General features: G+C 35.5%; 18 protein-coding genes and 1 pseudogene. 3 read left to right on the forward strand and 16 right to left on the reverse strand.

Annotated elements, in window-relative coordinates; translation table 11 throughout:
- Positions 1 to 70: 70 nt before the first annotated feature.
- From LOK41_RS03650 to LOK41_RS03675, 6 genes are all read right to left on the reverse strand, one after another.
- Complete coding sequence (locus LOK41_RS03650) at positions 71 to 520, reverse strand: DUF6376 family protein (protein ID WP_241815294.1); 450 nt, start codon at positions 518 to 520, stop codon at positions 71 to 73.
- Positions 521 to 769: 249 nt separating this feature from the next.
- Complete coding sequence (locus LOK41_RS03655) at positions 770 to 991, reverse strand: hypothetical protein (protein ID WP_174101296.1); 222 nt, start codon at positions 989 to 991, stop codon at positions 770 to 772.
- Positions 992 to 1,339: 348 nt separating this feature from the next.
- Positions 1,340 to 3,064, reverse strand: coding sequence for a thiol reductant ABC exporter subunit CydC (cydC, locus tag LOK41_RS03660; protein ID WP_241815295.1), 1,725 nt, complete (start codon positions 3,062 to 3,064; stop codon positions 1,340 to 1,342).
- Positions 3,061 to 4,782: a thiol reductant ABC exporter subunit CydD gene (gene cydD, locus LOK41_RS03665; protein WP_241815296.1), complete on the reverse strand. Its 1,722-nt coding sequence runs from the start codon at positions 4,780 to 4,782 to the stop codon at positions 3,061 to 3,063. The genes cydC and cydD overlap by 4 nt, the downstream gene beginning before the upstream one ends.
- Positions 4,782 to 5,798, reverse strand: coding sequence for a cytochrome d ubiquinol oxidase subunit II (gene cydB, locus LOK41_RS03670; protein ID WP_241815297.1), 1,017 nt, complete (start codon positions 5,796 to 5,798; stop codon positions 4,782 to 4,784). The genes cydD and cydB overlap by 1 nt, the downstream gene beginning before the upstream one ends.
- On the reverse strand, positions 5,785 to 7,188 hold the full coding sequence (locus LOK41_RS03675; RefSeq protein WP_241815298.1) for a cytochrome ubiquinol oxidase subunit I: 1,404 nt from the start codon (positions 7,186 to 7,188) through the stop codon (positions 5,785 to 5,787). The genes cydB and LOK41_RS03675 overlap by 14 nt, the downstream gene beginning before the upstream one ends.
- Before the next feature lie 735 nt (positions 7,189 to 7,923).
- On the opposite strand from LOK41_RS03675, the gene LOK41_RS03680 reads away from it, so the two are divergent.
- The gene (locus LOK41_RS03680; RefSeq protein ID WP_241815299.1) at positions 7,924 to 8,547 is read left to right on the forward strand and encodes a histidine phosphatase family protein; all 624 of its coding nucleotides are present in this window, start codon (positions 7,924 to 7,926) and stop codon (positions 8,545 to 8,547) included.
- Positions 8,548 to 8,846: 299 nt separating this feature from the next.
- Here LOK41_RS03680 and LOK41_RS03685 read toward each other — a convergent pair.
- From LOK41_RS03685 to LOK41_RS03710, 6 genes and pseudogenes are all read right to left on the reverse strand, one after another.
- Positions 8,847 to 9,041: pseudogene (locus LOK41_RS03685) on the reverse strand (tyrosine-type recombinase/integrase); the annotation flags it as partial.
- 613 nt (positions 9,042 to 9,654) lie between these two features.
- Entirely contained in the window at positions 9,655 to 10,416 is a 762-nt protein-coding gene (locus LOK41_RS03690) for a TerC family protein (RefSeq protein ID WP_241815300.1), read from the reverse strand.
- Between the two features lie 267 nt (positions 10,417 to 10,683).
- Entirely contained in the window at positions 10,684 to 11,955 is a 1,272-nt protein-coding gene (locus LOK41_RS03695) for a hemolysin family protein (RefSeq protein ID WP_241815301.1), read from the reverse strand.
- 173 nt (positions 11,956 to 12,128) lie between these two features.
- On the reverse strand, positions 12,129 to 12,359 hold the full coding sequence (locus LOK41_RS03700; protein ID WP_241815302.1) for a hypothetical protein: 231 nt from the start codon (positions 12,357 to 12,359) through the stop codon (positions 12,129 to 12,131).
- 63 nt (positions 12,360 to 12,422) lie between these two features.
- Complete coding sequence (locus LOK41_RS03705; protein ID WP_241815303.1) at positions 12,423 to 12,752, reverse strand: hypothetical protein; 330 nt, start codon at positions 12,750 to 12,752, stop codon at positions 12,423 to 12,425.
- A 63-nt stretch (positions 12,753 to 12,815) separates the two neighbouring features.
- Positions 12,816 to 13,034 (reverse strand): hypothetical protein, encoded by a 219-nt coding sequence (locus tag LOK41_RS03710; protein ID WP_241815304.1) that lies wholly within the window; start codon positions 13,032 to 13,034, stop codon positions 12,816 to 12,818.
- A gap of 234 nt (positions 13,035 to 13,268) precedes the next feature.
- Between LOK41_RS03710 and LOK41_RS03715 the strand changes: the two genes are divergently transcribed.
- Both LOK41_RS03715 and LOK41_RS03720 read left to right on the forward strand, forming a co-directional pair.
- Positions 13,269 to 13,478 (forward strand): hypothetical protein, encoded by a 210-nt coding sequence (locus LOK41_RS03715; protein WP_241815305.1) that lies wholly within the window; start codon positions 13,269 to 13,271, stop codon positions 13,476 to 13,478.
- 74 nt (positions 13,479 to 13,552) lie between these two features.
- Entirely contained in the window at positions 13,553 to 14,494 is a 942-nt protein-coding gene (locus LOK41_RS03720) for a Na/Pi symporter (RefSeq protein ID WP_241815306.1), read from the forward strand.
- Positions 14,495 to 14,755: 261 nt separating this feature from the next.
- Here the strand turns inward: LOK41_RS03720 and LOK41_RS03725 are convergent, their stop codons facing one another.
- From LOK41_RS03725 to LOK41_RS03740, 4 genes are read right to left on the reverse strand one after another with little or no spacing between them, the layout of a single operon-like run.
- On the reverse strand, positions 14,756 to 15,322 hold the full coding sequence (locus LOK41_RS03725) for an NADPH-dependent FMN reductase (protein ID WP_241815307.1): 567 nt from the start codon (positions 15,320 to 15,322) through the stop codon (positions 14,756 to 14,758).
- 12 nt (positions 15,323 to 15,334) lie between these two features.
- On the reverse strand, positions 15,335 to 16,408 hold the full coding sequence (locus tag LOK41_RS03730; protein WP_241815308.1) for an LLM class flavin-dependent oxidoreductase: 1,074 nt from the start codon (positions 16,406 to 16,408) through the stop codon (positions 15,335 to 15,337).
- A 16-nt stretch (positions 16,409 to 16,424) separates the two neighbouring features.
- Entirely contained in the window at positions 16,425 to 17,366 is a 942-nt protein-coding gene (locus tag LOK41_RS03735; RefSeq protein WP_241815309.1) for a ring-cleaving dioxygenase, read from the reverse strand.
- Positions 17,367 to 17,417: 51 nt separating this feature from the next.
- A complete protein-coding gene (locus tag LOK41_RS03740; RefSeq protein WP_241815310.1) occupies positions 17,418 to 17,861 on the reverse strand; it encodes a MarR family winged helix-turn-helix transcriptional regulator in 444 nt (147 codons plus the stop codon).
- Positions 17,862 to 17,985 lie beyond the last annotated feature (124 nt).

Consider the following 17,985-nt stretch of genomic DNA (forward strand, 5'->3'; position numbering starts at 1 on the left):
CCTTCGTTCATTTCAATTATAGGGACTTTTTCAGTGGCCTCATAAATAACGGACTTTTTTTATCCCCTCTCTACTGCCCTAAATTTTGAACCTTATCTTTTAAATCCTGAACTTGTTGAACTGTCTGCATAAGCTCTGAGTTTTTAAATTGTTCTACATCCAGTTTCCCTTCTTCTATCTTTTTCATCGTTGTATCAATTAATGCGCTTAATTTTTCATTATATCCAACAATTTGCTGATGAATGTCCTTTGCTACATCTGGGGGCGTCAATTCATTAAAAGCTGGAATATCCTTTTTAATCTCCCCAAGCTTAGTTTCTAACTCTTTTCGAGCAGCACTATCGTTAATTGCCTTTTCTACTAATCCCGGTGCTTCATTTGCAAACGCACTTACTTCATTCACATAGTCTGTTGCCTTTTGAGCATAATCAATTGAATTCTTACCTTCTTCAATTACAGAACATCCCATTAAACCAATTGCAATTAAAAACACAAGTAATATTGTCTTTTTTAATTTCATATTTTACCTCCTAAACGAATACGAATCCATTGCTTCTTCTATACATGTATAAACACTTATTCCTTTCGTTATACTTGATTTAAAATACTAGCTACTTAATTTTTTATTTTCCTTACCTCAACTTATATATTCTAGCAAAACTTTTCATTTTCCTTTTCATAATCAATTTTGAAAAGCATACGGAATTTTCATAAAGAAAAAGACATACTTAAGCATCACTTAAGTATGTCCTTTTCTCTATCCTGCCGCTTACTTTCTTACATATCCTATAACTGTGACAAGTTCTGATTCTATATGAACACTGATAATTTCCTCAATAACATTTGTGTATCCTTCTCCTATAGCCGCTCCATATTGTAAAGAAATTTGTTTTCTCTTATAAGCTGACTGAGGTATAGTCAAACTGAATTTCCTAAGATTTCTTTCATCTTCAGGTTCCATAAGTAAAATCATCCCATCTTCCTCAAACATACAATCATCCTTTCACTTACATTCCTACTATGGCTCAGTATTGCCTTTATGTGCTAGGTTCTAAACCCACTTACAAATCGTATGCTACTCTGCATTCGATGAACATTCATTTTCCATCTTTAGAAAAGCGGAAGCGGCTCGCTCAAAATCGCTGGACGTTGGAGCCCTAGGCAGAGAGGCTCTTTTCACCTCATCCGAGGGGGGCGAAACGACCGGAGATTCTAGCCACTAGAGCTGGACATTGCTTTCGCCGAATTTTGAGGTGGGAGTATTACTGCCCGTTAATGCGGGATAAAACAGCACGAATCTTAAACTAGCAAGAATTCGTGCTTTTCATAACGATGTTTTTTACATTCCTTGATCCATCTTATAGAGTCTACGATATTTCTCATTTTCTACAAGAAGTTGCTCATGACTACCTTGTATCGTGATGTGACCATCCTCGAGAAAAATAATTTCATCCACATACTCAATTCCTACAAGATGATGTGTTACCCAAATTACAGTTTTATCTTTCGTTGCCGCAAACATCGTTTTCAATAAAGCTACTTCCGTTTTAGGATCCAAACTAATAGTCGGTTCATCCAGTATAATAATGGGTGCTTCTTGCATAAGAGTTCTTGCAAAAGCTACTCTTTGCCTTTCACCTCCGGAAAATCTCTTCCCCATCTCATGCATTTTCGTTTGTAATCCATTCGGAAGAGATTGAATATGAGAAGCGATTTGTGCTTGTTCTAAAGCTTTCCAAATATCTTGATTAGCAGCTTCAGGTCTTCCAATCCGCACGTTATTCCCAATTGTCGTATCAAACAAATGTGGTTTTTGATTTAACACAGAAATATATTTTGATATAAGGTTCGTATGTGCTAATTTTCCATTTAGTAAAACTTGACCATTTATTGGACTCAGAGCGCCTGTTAATAACTTTAATAAAGTAGATTTCCCTGTTCCGCTTCTCCCTAAAATAGCAATCTTCTTTCCTGCCTTTATTTTAAGCGATACATCTTTTAATACTAACTCGTTACTTTCCGGATAACTATACGATACATTGCGCAATTCAATTTCTACATCTTTGGGCACAACATCTCTTTTATCTTCACCCTTCTCTTGTTCGTCTTGTGGAGCCATCTCATTTTCCACACTATTAAGCCGATGTGCAGACTCTATATAAGATGGAATTCGATCAATTGCATCTGAGACAGGGATAAGCACATTTGTTATTGATAGTGTCATTAATATAAATGCCGCAATCACTGTTGGTGCAATTTGCCCGCTTTCCGCTTGATTTCCAGTCCAAATGATCATGGAAATAACAACCATTCCTACTATTAAATGAATAATCCCATCTCGAATATGATGCCAACGCTTCATTTTCTTTTCAATCTTTACTAACTGGACATTTTGCTCTGTATATTCTTTTACAAACTCAGTTGTTCTGCCACTTGCTTGCCAATCGGATAACCCAAATACAGCATCTGTCAATTGTTGATATAAACGATTCCTACCCTGCTTCAATATAACATGATGTTGTTTCATCATGAATAGCGAGACGAATGGAAGGAGAAAGACAATAACAGCTAACATGCTTCCTGCTATAAGTGCAAACATCCAATCAAACGCACCAAGGACAACAACAAATATACTATATATAGCTAACGCTAATATACTAGGAAATATTGTTCGTAAATATAGATTTTGTAAATGCTCGATATCTTCAGATAACACACCTAATACATCGCCAGTTTGAAAGCGAGACCGTAAAAATAAAGCTTGCGGTTCTACTATTCTATATAACTTTGTGCGCATTTTTTCTAATATACGGAGAACCACATCATGTCCAACTAAGCGCTCTACATAATGAAAGACTGCTTGCCCGATACTAAACGCACGCGTTGCCACAATCGGAACATATACAGCCATTATATTTTCCGGCCGAAGGGAAGATTTAGAAATTAAATAACCTGAAATGAAAAGTAGCATTGCCCCTGAACTTACCCCAAGAAGGCCGAGAATAAGAGTCAGGGTCATTCCCCCTTTATTTTTCTTTATATAAGGCCCACTCCAGTTATTCATTTCGCTCTCCTCCCTTCAGTATGAAAATGTAATGATTTTTTCGCAAAAAGCCCTTCATATGTTCCTTTTTCTAAAATCTTACCTTTTTCCAAAACAAGAATATGATCCATTTGTTTCATCCAATGAAGACGATGAGTTGCAAAAAAGACAAGCTTCCCCTTAAATACACGTAACATGGCTTGCTTTATCTCAAATTCAGTTTCAATATCAAGGTGAGCTGTCGGTTCATCTAATAAAATGATAGGCTTTTTACTTAAAAGAGCACGGGCCATCGCAACGCGTTGTTCTTGCCCACCACTTAGCATACGCCCACCTTCTCCAATTCTTTCATACATTCCATTTGGAAGAGAACCAATAAGTGAACGAAGACCGACCTCATCGATTACTCTTTCTATTTCTTCATCAGTTGTATTTGTCTCATAAAAACAAAGATTATCTCTTAATGAAATCGGAAAGATATATGGTTGCTGCGGAATATAAGCAATATTTTGGATCCATGCTTCCCGCGTATATGCATGTATTGTATTTCCATCCACAATCAGGCTTCCATGTAACGGCTGAAGAAATCCTGCTAATACATCGATTAATGTCGATTTCCCTGCTCCGCTTTCTCCAATAATGCCAATCATTCCATTACCTTTCCATGAAAAGCAAATATCTTCTAGTATCGCTTTTCCTGTTTCATCATTACAAACATTTATATCTTTTAATTCCATACTACTAGATGAATCCCACATCATTTTCACACTACTTATATGAGCAGACACACCTTTTTGTTGATCTAAAATCTCTTCCATTTGCTCCATTGCGATTTGTCCATCTAATGTCGCGTGATAGTTGGCCCCAACTTGGCGAATTGGCAAAAAATATTCTGGAGCTAAAATTAAAATTGTAAGAGCTGGCAACAACAGAATCGTTCCGTCTATTAGACGAATTCCAAGACCTACTGCAACAAAAGCAATCGATAAACTCGTAAAGAAATCAAGTGCAAAAGAAGAAAGAAAAGCAACTCGCAATGTGCGAATGGTTGCTTTCCTATATCTTTTACTCACTTTTTCAATTTTACCTTCATGCTCTTTGCTCTTCCCTAAATATTTCAATGTTTCTAATCCTTTTAACGTATCTACAAAATGATTCGATAGTATACGATACGTGTCATACTGCTTATCGGCCATTTTCTGTGCTGCTAGTCCTAAAAGGATCATAAATACAATGACAATAGGAATTGTTACAACTAAAATCACCGCTGACTCCAAATCAAGTGTCGAGACATATATAACAAGAAGCGCTGGAACGATACAACTTCTAATCATTCGAGGGATTGTTAACTCAATATATGTTTTAAGCTTCTCTACCCCTTCAATTAATAAGGTCACCAGATGACCAGTTCCACTTGTTTGAACAAATCTTGGTCCTAATGTGAAATATGCCTCAATTAATTGTTTGCGTAGTAGCAATCCCACTTTTTCAGCAAAGCGTTCAACAAGTAACTGTGATGTTCGAACCAATATTTGACGTACAGCAAATGAAATTCCAAAATATAAAATTTCATTTAGCACTGTTTGAACTACTTCTCCATGAAATAAAAACGTAATAGCACGAGCTAAAAAAACGGTCTGTGCAATAATGCTACAAGCTTCTAAAATACTAATAATACTTAATGCTACATATAAAATACGGCTACCAGGATAAGACGGAAGTCCTCTTTTTCTTTTCATTAGTACTCCAAATCATTGTCTGACTTAACAGGTTGTCTAAACACATAAAAACTCCATATTTGACTTCCGATTACAAACGGCAATATAGCAATCGAAAAATACGTCATGAGTTTTAATGCGTAAGCCCCTGATGCTGCATTATAAATTGTTAAATCATTCATCGCCCCTAACGTACTAATCATGACACGAGGGAACATGCCAATAAACACACTTGCACTTAGCAAAATGATTGTTAAACTCGTCATAAAGAAAGCTAAGCCGTCTCTTCTTCTTTTATTTAATAACGTTGACGTAAATAACGCTACAAAAGCTCCAATTGGAGCCATAATCCACTCTGTGCCATGAGTAGTGAAAATATCGGTTTTCCATAATCCCACACCGGCAAAAATAAAGAGTGCTATTAGTGAAAAGGGAGCAATTTTTATTGCAGCAATACGTGCACGTTCTCTTAATTTACCAGTTGTACGTATTGTGAGAAATTGTAATCCATGGACGATACATAATAGTAGGAACATTACTCCTCCAAGTAACGCAAATGGATGCAGTAATTGCAGGAATCCACCTACTACATTTTTAGTTTCATCAATAGGTACACCTACCATAAAGTTTGCAATCGCAACTCCCCAAAGGATAGGTGGTAGCAAACTTCCAATAAATATGCCCCAATCCCATGCGTTCTTCCATTTATGATTGTCTATTTTCGCACGAAATTTAAAAGCAACTCCTCTCATAATTAAAGCAAGCAGCATAAATACAAACGGAATATAGAAGCCGCTAAATAAGGTTGCATACCAATGTGGAAATGCCGCAAACATAGCGCCACCAGCACAAACAAGCCATACTTCATTCGCATGCCAAAACGGTCCGATTGTATTTAAGTAAACTCGTTTTTCAAAATCGTTCTTTCCTAAAAACCTCGAAACTGTTCCTACACCAAAATCGAAACCTTCAAGTACAAAAAATCCAACAAATAAGATTGAGATAATTAAAAACCACAACTCATTAAGAGATAACATACTCTTCCTCCTTATCGAATGGATCATGGCTTTGATAATCCTTTTTCGTTTTCTTATTCGCATGTCCTTTAATAATACGAACGAATAAGTAAACGCAAATTCCACCCATAATTAAATACAGTGATGTGAATGAAATAAGTGAGAATAATACTTCACCAAATGTTACATTTGGTGATACAGCATCTTCTGTTTTCATAACACCAAAGACAACCCACGGTTGACGGCCCATTTCAGTCATAATCCATCCAACTGTATTACCGATGAATGGAAGAGCAATCGCATACACCATTAATTTTAAATACCAAGACTTTTCAGTTAAACGATCTTTTCTTGATAAGAACCATCCGTAAGCTCCTAAAAGCATCATAAATGTTCCGCTCATTACCATCGCTCTAAAGCTCCAAAACATTGTACGTACTGGCGGAATGTAATCTCCAGGTCCATATTTTTCTTCATATTGCTTTTGAATTTGATTCATACCTTCTACTTGACCGCTAAATTTATCATAAGACAATAGACTTAACATGTATGGAATTTGAATTTCAAACGAATTTGATTTTGTTTCCGGATTAATGTTTGCTAAAACTGTAAATGGTGCTGGATCTTCACTTGTATTCCATAATGCTTCAGCTGCTGCCATTTTCATTGGTTGTGATTTAATTAAATGCTGCGCTTGTGCATGACCAAAGAATAATACAAGAGCTGTTGCAATTGTTCCAACAGTAATTGAAACTCGGAAAGACTTTTTAAACATCTCCGTCTCTTGTCTTCTTGAAATTTTCCATGCGCTAACACCAGCGATAAAGAATGCTCCTGTTGCCAATGCTGCTGTAATCGTATGTGGGAACTGCACCCATAGTTGCGGATTTTGAATAATTGCCCAGAAATCGTTCATCTGCGCACGTCCATCTGCTGCCATTTCATATCCTACCGGAGCATGCATAAAGGCACTTGCAGTTAAAATCCAAAATGATGATAACATTGTTCCTAGTGACAAAAGCCAAATACATAAAAGGTGGATTCGCTTCGGAAGTTTATCCGCACCAAATACCCATAACCCAAGAAATGTTGATTCTATAAAAAAGGCTAATAGCCCTTCAATTGCAAGTGATGGTCCAAAAACATCACCAACAAAACGTGAATACGTTGACCAGTTCATACCAAACTGAAATTCTTGTAAAATACCTGTTACAACACCTACTGCAAAGTTAACAAGGAATAACTGCGCCCAAAATTTCGTCATCTTCTTATAATTTTCTTGTCCCTTTACCACATACAACGTTTGCATTAGCGCAATGATAAAGGCTAAACCAATAGACAACGGAACGACAAAATAATGAAAAATCGTCGTGGATGCAAATTGTATTCTTGCTAATTCGAGCGTATCCATGTCAAAGTCACTTCCTTCTTAAAATGTTTATATTTTTAAATAGATTGAGTCGTAATGATTAAAGAGATTCTCATTGCAATCCAATCCATTGGAAATACGAAAAGATAGTACCACTTATGTATTATCGGAAAGTATAAATTTTCAGTCTTTTAGTGCATCAAAGTAAAACTTACACTTTACCTTCTCACTATTTCCACAGTGTTTTGTTTGTTAATCAAATTGTATAATATACCCGCATAATAAATTCAGGTGATTTTTGACGTATTCTTGACAGGATTTTGTCTGAAATATGTCTTTTGTAATTTTTTTGAAATAGAAATTTCATATTACAAAAACATGTTTTCCAAACATATAACCTACTTTTCAAACGGTTCTGGTGCAAAAACTTTAAAACAATTGCAATTAATCTCTTAAGCTCGGACATACTGATACTATTACTCTTAAAAGACCTTTTGAAACAGCACACTTTCATGTGAAGTAGGCTTATACACTTCCTGATAGGAAGTTATTACATAATATATAGTATAACGATGATGTCTAAGGTGCTAGACCGGAGAATTACCTACACAAATCCAGGGTTATTCGGGTTTAGAAAGACTCTTATTAAAAAGGGGCGTTTCAAAAGAATATGTTAACGTCGTAAAAATGTTATATGTGATATCAAAGTAAGGATCGGCGTAAAGCCCTATTATTTTTTATATATTATGGAAAGAAATATATTGGAGGAAAGAATTTATGTTAACGATTTATTTAGTACGTCATGGTGAGACGCAATGGAATACGGAGAATCGCTTACAAGGATGGAAAAACTCTCCGCTTACGGAAAAAGGAATAAGAAATGCTAAATTGTTGGGGAAAAGATTATCGAACATTGAATTTCGTGCCGTTTATTCAAGCCCTAACGAGCGTACCATTCAAACGGCAAAATATATTTGTTCAGGAAGAAACATTCCCATTATAACGGACGAAAATTTAAAAGAAATTAGTTACGGAGAATGGGAGGGGAAGACAAAGGAAGAGATTGAGAAAAATTTTAAAAAAGAGTATTTCGATTACTGGAACGCTCCTCACCTATACGATCATAGACCACATAAAGGGGAAGGGATCAACGATTTAAAGAAAAGGGTCGAGAATGTTTTAAATAAAATTCTTGCTGAAAATCCCAGTGGTAATGTTCTCGTTGTCTCACATGCAGCAACGATTAAAGCCTTATTACTCTACACTATGAATATCCCTATCGAAAAAATGTGGGATCCTCCATTCATTTATGGGACAAGTCTTACTGTTTTTCATTGGGATGGTAAAAGATTCATATTCGAAACAGTAGGTGATACATCTCATTTTGAAGAGGATGTTTGATTTTAAGTATAGGTCAAGCCCATTCACAGGTTGAATTAGATCAAACGGTAAAAGATAACATCAAATTTCCGAATTCTGGTGAAACGAGGTTAACCGGTAAACGATAATCTAATTTCTCTTGTGAAGATATATATCCCGCAAATTAATAAAAGAGCGTAAAAATACGGTCTTAAAGGCACTCATCGTGCACCTCAGTTCTCAAATCGTTAATATTATTGGTATATCAACATTTACGGCCCTTTCTCGGAAATCCGAGAAAGGGTTTTTAATTCACAAAATTCCGGCTTGAATACCCTTCCTCAAAAACTCATATAATGTTTAAATAAATTTGCTAGTTTTTCTTTTGCTGTATTTGTCACGTGAGTAAAGATATTCATCGTTGTTTGAATATCTTTATGCCCTAGTCTTACTTGAACATCTTTAATACTTGCCACAGCTTCAAATAGTAATGAAGCATGAATACGCCTGAATCCACGAATGGTAATGGGCTGAAGTTCCTTGTTCGTTAAGGAGTTAAAGAAGAAAATGAAGTATTACTACCTATGCTCTAAAAAGCATTGGTTTGGCGGAGAGAACTGGGCATGGAATTGATAGGATTTTCGAAGGATCTATTATGTATAGGAGCCCCTGGCCGGATTGTTCAGAGTCTACAGATAGATGTGTAAAGTTATTTATTCAACGGACAAAACCAGGTTTAGCTTTTACTAAAATAATTTCACTGGATTATATAGATCTAAATTTATCATTGACCGCATTGAGACGCTCAGGATTGTTTAACGTCAATGTGCGAACCCCATTCTGCGTATCCACGATAATATGCTCCATATATATCCTCCTCAATATATTAATTTTTAATTACATTTAAACATTATGTTTTAATGATATCAGACTGTGACGGGAACTATTCTGCCTTCAATCAATGAAAAAACGAATGACAATTCATTCATTTTATAACTATAATAAATCTAGAGAAAGAGTGTATACTCCCTTTCTCAGCAATCTGATCACCATTAATGAGGTATCTACATTCATCATCTTTAATATTTATATTATATAATTCATTTAAGTGATTTGCATACAAGTTATTTTACACTTATCTTTTAGGATTTATCTGAAAGACTGATTTCTTGGTATAAACCAACCAATTAGGGCAATACCGACTAAAACTCCATAGAAAATCAGAGTCCAAGCTGTACTGTGTGGAAAATCATGGTCTAAGATACCAATATCCTCATGGGCAAGGGTAATTACAGCAAGTTTGACACCCACCCATGCAACAATTGCATATGCCGTTGTTTCCAATGCTGGACGTTTTTCAAGAAGCTGTACAAACCAGGTTGCTACAAACTTAATCAAAATAAGACCAGCAACCCCTCCAAGAATAACAACCAAGAACTGTCCTCCATCCATACCACCGAAATCGTCTAGTGGTGAATCTGGAAGGCCTAGGGCAAGAGCAACTGCCGCTAGAATTGAATCAATTGCAAAAGCAAGGTCAGCTACTGCAATCTTTCCTACTGTGGGCCAGAAACTTTTACCTGCAGATTCCTTTTCATCGTCCTTATGAATATTCTTATTGTCTTTTCCGAACCGCGCCTGAATGATGTGCTTTAATCCTAGGTAAAGAAGATAAGCCGCTCCTATTGCCTGTATCTGCCAGACATTTACAATAAATGAAATGGCAAAAAGGGTAGCAAATCGAAAAGCAAAGGCCGTAATGATTCCGTAATTTATCGCTCTTTTTTTCTGATCTTCGGGTAAATGCTTGGCTATAACTGCTAGTACAAGAGCATTGTCTGCCGATAGCAATCCTTCTAATCCTATTAGAATTAACAATGCCCAAGCATACTCTAGCCATAATGACTCCATCCAATTCTCTCCTTTCTAAAACTAATAATCATGTAAAGTTAACAATTGAAGAAAGAAAGTATGTTATTGGTTCACCACCTGTGTTCTATAGATTATTTGATCATTCACTCTAACTATTTTACAATTTGAAATTCCGGGTTTTGAAGTTTGTCATAATCTCCCTTAATAACCTATAAAATACGCTTTAAACATGTTTTGGATAAAGAAAATCATCTCAAATTTGTTGTATTTTAGAGGTGTGTGATTTGATATTATTCCGAAGATTTTTCACTCCTCAGAGCTGTTTTTATGTGCTACTTCGTTGCCCTGAATTTCAACTTTAATCTTTCTTACTCGTCTATCTACTACTTCATCAACACTTATCTTTAATTTTTCATAATAAAATGAATCTCCTTTTAAAGGAATTGCTTCAAGCTTTTCGAGAATCCATCCTCCTAATACAAAATAGGCACTTTTAGGTAAGGATACATGCATCAACTCAGCGAAATCACGTAAAGGGTATTGAGCATCAAAAATGTATACATTTTCATTTATTTGAGATACTAATTTCTTCGATCCCTCATTTTCATCTAATATTTCACCAACAATCATTTCTAAAATATCCTCCAAAGTTACGAGACCTATTGTTACTCCAAATTCATTTAAAACAATTGCCATACGCATTTTGTCTTTTTGCAAGCGCGGTAATAGAACTGAAGCCTTCATAGATTCCGTTACATACAATGGTTCTCTTAGCAGGTCTTTAATATTTATCTCTTTATACTTTAGCAAATGCGATAAAAATTCCTTCTTAGATAAAAATCCAATAATATTATCCATACTCTTTTCATAAACAAGAATTCTTGAAAAGCGCTCTTTAAAAAAAACTTTTGTTATTTCTTCAGTGGTTAAGGTGATATCAATAGCAACAATATCCACACGTGGGGTTAAAATTTCTTTCAAGGAGATCTCATCTAGATCCATTGATCGATGGATTAGTTGGCTTTCTACAGCATCAATTACTCCCTCTTCCTTACCCATATTTATAATTAATTTTATTTCTTCTTCAGTGATAGAAGGCAATTTATTATTATTTGAAAACAATTTTGTGAACAGTATTTTTGAACTGAGGAGAAGAGAATTTATAGGGGCAAGCAGTTTATTTAAAATATATATAACATTTGATATAGCTAAAGAATAGGATTCTGCATGATTCTTCGCTAATGATTTCGGAATGATTTCTCCAAATATCAATATCAGAATACTCATGACCACTGTACTTATCCATACACCAATATTTCCGCCAAATATATCAGTCAACAATTTAGTTGATATACTTGCCGCTGCAATGTTCACAATGTTATTTCCCACTAGAATTGAAGAAAGTGATTTATCGAAATTTTCGGGTTTAGTAAGATAAAGAGCTTTATCACTTCCTCTTCTTCCTTCGTTAACAAATTTTTTTAACCTTACTTGATTCACACTCGCTAAAGCTGTTTCTGCTGATGCAAAGAATGAGGACAATAAAAAGAGAAAAACTAAAAGAATGAGTGAAAACATCAATATCACCTCCAAAAAATAAATTTTTTCTTTTAACGATTTCAAAAATTTAGATAAAATGATAAAAAAAGGGAATATACCCTTTTTGTGAAATCATACCCACAGACGCCTGGGGCAAGCATAAGATTTAAAACTTACATTTTTATATCCAGAAATTTGATATAAATCCAAACTCATTTTTGCTTGGATTTGATTTCAATTATAAATTCAATCATGTCAATTCTTTCACCGGTCGCCACAAAAACACTACTATTTGATTTATTGGTAAAATGGGCAAGACCTTCTAGTTTATCGTACTTTACAAATGTGTCAAATCCAGAGATATCTTCTCCACTCATCAATATTTGTTTTACAAGTGTACCTGGAGGGGTTTCTTCCAACAGCCGACAGATTGGATGAGGCAATTTAGTTTCCTCCTTTACTCTCAATTACTTTACTATATTTCATTCATATAGCCTGACCTATTATTACTCAGACTTTGTTTTAAAGTTGAGTATCGGTTTCGGTATCGGTTTCCGTATCGGTTCCCGTACCGGTTTCAGTACCGGTTTCCGTATCGGTTTCGCTTTTGGTTTCGGTTTGCTTTCGGCTGCGGATACAAACTCAATTTTGTCAATTTTCTCGCATATTACCACAAAAATATCATTAGACTCTTTACTGAAATAAGCAAGGCCTGATAATCTATCAAACTTTACAAACTTCTCAACTCCTGATACTTCTTTTCCATTGATTATTAGTTCTTTTACAAGTGTATATGGGGAGGTTTGTTTCAATAGAAGACGGATAGAATTAGACAATTTGATTTCCTCCTCTGCTTTCAATTATTTTACTTTATTTCATTTATAGGACAGTCCTATTTTTTAGTTCTCGATTTTGGGTATAAACTCAATCATGTCAATTTTTTCAGCGATTGCCACAAAAACACTATTAGATTTATTGGTAAAAAAAGCCAAACCTGTTACTCTATCATACTTTACAAATTCCTCAACTCTTGATACATCTTCTCCATTGATCATTAGTTCTTGTATAAGAGTACCTGGAGGGGTTTGTTCCAATAGCAGACAGATTGGATTAGTCAATTTGATTTCCTCCTTACTTTCAATTACTCTACTATATTCCATACCAGCAGCTTTTGTCTGTGTGTTTATTACAGAATAATAAAATATGCGTTAGTTTAATCGAAATATTGGGAAAATGTCTTTTTTCATCCTCTATTAATCTCTCATTTTTTACAGACTCTTTCTTTTCATTCATCAATTGTCCAAGCATCGCAAGCTTATAATCATATATTGATATATAAGGGAGGTGAAAAAATGCACCAATTAATGCTATTTATTTTCCTGGCAGTCTTTTTCATTCTTGAGCTGACACTTTTAAGAATACTTTTTGCAAACCAAACTAATAAGATCTTTAACATATTATCTGAAGGTCAAGACTTTTCTCCAGATAATGTCTATTCAGAGAAAAATATGAATCCAGATTCTGTTTTAATTAGAGCATTTAATCCTAAAAAATACTACTAGTCCCATAGGAGGCTAAACCTTTGCATTGCATGTTCATGGTAAAAAATATCGATTAATTAGAAAGGAGGTTAAAGATGCTAGAATTATTTCTCTTTCTGCTATTTATTGGACTATTCATTTATGGAATGTTCTTATTTGGCAAGGGACTATTTAATTTTTCAGGACCATCCCTTAATAAATGGCTATTTACTATAACGGGTGCGCCATGGAAAGGTCTAATAATAGGTACTCTAGTCACAGCTGTTCTAAATAGCAGTTCTGCAGTAATGGTCATTACAATTGGGCTCATTTCCGCCAGAAAACTGACATTTCCACAAGCCATTGGAATTATACTCGGTACTAATATTGGTACAACTGTAGATGCAGAAATTATTACGCTGGACATTGATTCGCTCATCATTCCTATGGCAGTTGTCGGTGGAGTGTTTGCATTGATAAAAGGAAAAATCCTTCGCAGTTCAGGGTTTATTTTACTTGGTTTAGCTGCCGTCTTTGGAGCTATGTGGGGATTTGAATATTTGGCATCCTCATTGTTAGAAATGGAATTCGTTAACCAATTACTCCTAAAACTAGGTAACAATTCCTTTTATGCTGTTTTAGCCGGAATAGTAATTGCAGGAACGATTCAATCAAGCAGTGCTACTGTAGGAATTACAATGGGATTCCTTACGTCAGGTATTATGGAGTTAGATACAGCAGTTGCGATTATGCTGGGGGCTAATATTGGTACATGTGTAGATGTATTATTTGCTGGTTATGTCTCACGTGTAAAGGAATCGCTACTTACTGCCTGGGCTCATGTATGGATTAATATATTAGGAGTTGCTGTATTTTTCCCTTTCATAGGATGGCTTACTGACCTTGGTCAACTACTGTCCTCCCATCCAGATGTTCAGCTAGCACATGTTAGTGTTATCTTTAATATATTAGTTTCACTTCTATTCCTGCCATTTACAAATCAATTTGCAAAGTTTATTTTAAAAATACACGATCGTAAAAAGAACCCTTCATTATAAGGCTCAGTACCAGCGTTGCTGTAACCAGGGGCAAAGTAGCAAATAATGATACGTTACTTCTACTCTGTCCCATTCATGTGTTTTACTAGTTATCTGGCTTTGGTGAAAAACCTTAAAACAATTGCAATTAATCTATGAAGCTTGGACATACTGATACTATTACTCTTAAAAAGGACGTGATCCGTATGGAAAAACAATACATAAAAAACGCCGATTATGCAGTATTCTCCTGCTTCATCAGCGTTTTTTCAGAGTATAAAATTAAAAATCATATTCTGCATCTTTCATTTGACGAATGCCTGCATATGCGTCAACAAGTAGTACTGTATCTTCCACTAAACGCTCCATCCGGAAAAGAATATCATCATTGATGATTTCTTTTCGGTGGAAATCTTTTTCTTCAATAAATACATACGTTGGGACAATATGCGCCTTCATATAGGATAAAATTGGTTTTAACTGCTGCTCCACCATTAAATAATGTTTCGCTGTTCCGGCTGTAACAAGCATGCTCACCACTTTATCTCGAAAAGCGTTAACTGGTAATAAATCAAAAATATTTTTTAATGTCGCTGGAATAGATGCTTGAAATGTTGGTGTACCAATAATAATCGCATCTGCTGCCATGATTGTTTCCGTTACATACTTTGTATCCCCTTCATATTCCCAATAATTTCGCCCATCACTAAAGACCACTTCATATTCTGCAAGGTCTAGTAATTTGATTTCTGCATTGGGATATTTTTCACTTGCCAATTTCAACGTATAATCCATCGCTGTTCTTGTTTTAGAACCCACATTAGAACCTGCAATTCCTACGATTTTCATTCTATTCACTCCTTATTGTTTCGCTGTATGTCTCTTAATAGTTGGTATTACTTTTGTGGCAATCAACTCAATGTTTTTCGCTACCTTTTCAAATGGTACGCCGCCAAAGTCAATTTGTGCCATAAAACGCTGCTGACCATATAATTCATGTTGATATAGTACTTTTTCAATAATTTGCTCTGGACTACCAATCATTAGTGCATCTCGATAATCTGTAGCTTGTGCAAATTGTTGTTTTGGATAGCCTCCGCCACGTAATGCCAACATTCCAGCATTAATATGTGGATAATACTCACGAAGTGCATCTTGTGAATTTTCTGCTGTATACAATAAACTTGTAGTTGCAATTGGTAAAGTTGCTGGATCAAAACCACTTTGCTCTGCTGCTTGACGGTACGCATCTACCGATCCCTTAAAGTTGATAGCAGGACCACCAAGTGTTGTCAGCATCATCGGTACACCCGCATATCCAGCCTTAATTGCGCTAGCAGGCGGGCCACCTACTGCACGCCAAATCGGCATATATCCACCTTCTGGTTGCGGCAAAATGGTTGCATTTTTCAATGGAGCACGAAATTGACCTTCCCACGTTACTTTTTCCTCATTATTTAACTTCAGCAATAGCTCCATTTTTTCTTCAAATAACTCTTCATAATCACGCACATCATAACCAAGCAAATCATAACCAAGCAAATCATATGCACCTACACGTGAACCACGGCCAGCAACAATTTCAGCTCTGCCGCTTGAAATTAAATCAAGTGTAGCAAAATCTTCGTATACACGAACAGGATCCGATGTACTTAACACTGTTGCCGAACTAGCAATTTTAATATTTTTTGTTGCCTGTGCAATTGCCCCTAAAATGACCGTATGGGCCTGAGTTGTAAAGTATGTTTGATGGCTTTCCCCAACAGCAAATACATCAAGTCCTGCTTCATCGGCTAACTTACTTGCCTCAATTAATTCTCGAATGCGCTGCTCTGCACTAATTTTTGAACCTGTATGCGGATTTGGAATATGATCCCCAATCGAATATAAACCAAACTCAATCCCTTTACTTGTATCTATACGATATTGTTTCATCATTTCTCTCTCCTTTTTAATCAAGTGGTGTTAACTTCCCTTCAATTTCTGCACGTCGTTCTTCTAAAAATGGTGGTAAATCTAACACTTTACCAAGTTCTTCTACTTTTGAATCTATAGTAAATCCAGGTCCATCTGTTGCAATTTCAAATAAAATACCATTTGATTCTCGGAAATATAAACTTTGAAAATAAAAGCGGTCTACAATCCCTGTTGAATAAAATCCATTTTCTTTAACAACCTCTTCCCAATAACGTAACTCTTCTTCGTTTTTCACTCGGATTGCTAAATGATGAATACTTCCTCTCCCAGGCTTTTCCTTTGGTCCTTCTTTTTGTTTCACAACAATTTCTCCAAATGACTGTCCACGAACAGCCTGGTAAATTGCCTCTCCATCAGAACGAGATGCTTCTACATAACCAAACATATCCTTTAATGTTTTCCCTAAACTCTCTAAGTCTCGTACTGTGATTTCAACAGTTCCCATACCTAAAATACGATGCTCATTCTCTACAGCAGAACCATCCCACGCAGACCAATACGCTGGTACCTCTTCATCTTTATTATTTAACAATACCAATCGTAATCCATCTGGATCTTCAAAATGTAAAGCATCTCGACCAACATATGTTGTAATTTCACTATGCTTTACATCCAATTGTTCAAATCGTTTTTTCCAAAACGTAAGACTTTCAAGCGATGGAACAAGTAAACCAATTTGTGTGATTGCATTTGTACCACCAGTTGTTCTTCCTGCCATAGGCATTTCAAAAAATGAAAGTTCTGTTCCTGCACTACCCGTTAAATCTCCATAAAATAAATGATACATTTTAGGATTATCTTGATTCACCGTCTTTTTTACGCGGCGTAGTCCTAATGCTTTTTGATAAAATTGATTATTCAATTGAGCATTTTTCGTAATCATTGAAATGTGATGATGTCCAGGAATTTTATACATGTTTGTTCCTCCTTTTATCATTTGACTAATCAAGTGATAGTGTAAAAAAAATTACTCAGATGGTAATTCTTTTTTTACACTATGCTTATGAACACGTGTTATTAGCTTATATAGTGTTTCTTGTTCTTCTTCGTTTAATACATCATTAAAAAATGATGATTGAAATGCAACTTGTTCAGGTAATGCTTTGTCTAAAATAGATTCAGCTTTCTCCGTAAGACTAATCATTTTCGTTTTCCAATCTTGCTTACGTACAATGTATCCTTCTTTTTCAAGACGCGTTAGCATACGCGAAATGCCGCCTTGCGTAACCGTAACCTTTTCAGCTAACTCCATTTGCGTGAGTGGCTGATAAATTCGAATTTGCATGAGTACATCGAATTGAGCAGTCGTTAAATCAAAGCGTTTTAAAAAATCATTTGATAACTGATTACTTTGGTTTGTAAAACGAATTAAGCGCAGCCAAATTAACGATCCTATCGTATTTTCACGCATTTCGAATACCTCCTCATCACTGATCTTACTATCACTTTACTACTCAATTGATAAAATTGCAAGCAAAAAAATTTATCAATTGAAACCTCCATCAGCAGAATATTCTCCCGCTGATGGATAACTC

Origin of the sequence: Bacillus sp. TL12 (genome assembly GCF_022625245.1) — a bacterium.
Lineage (GTDB): Bacteria > Bacillota > Bacilli > Bacillales > Bacillaceae_G > Bacillus_A.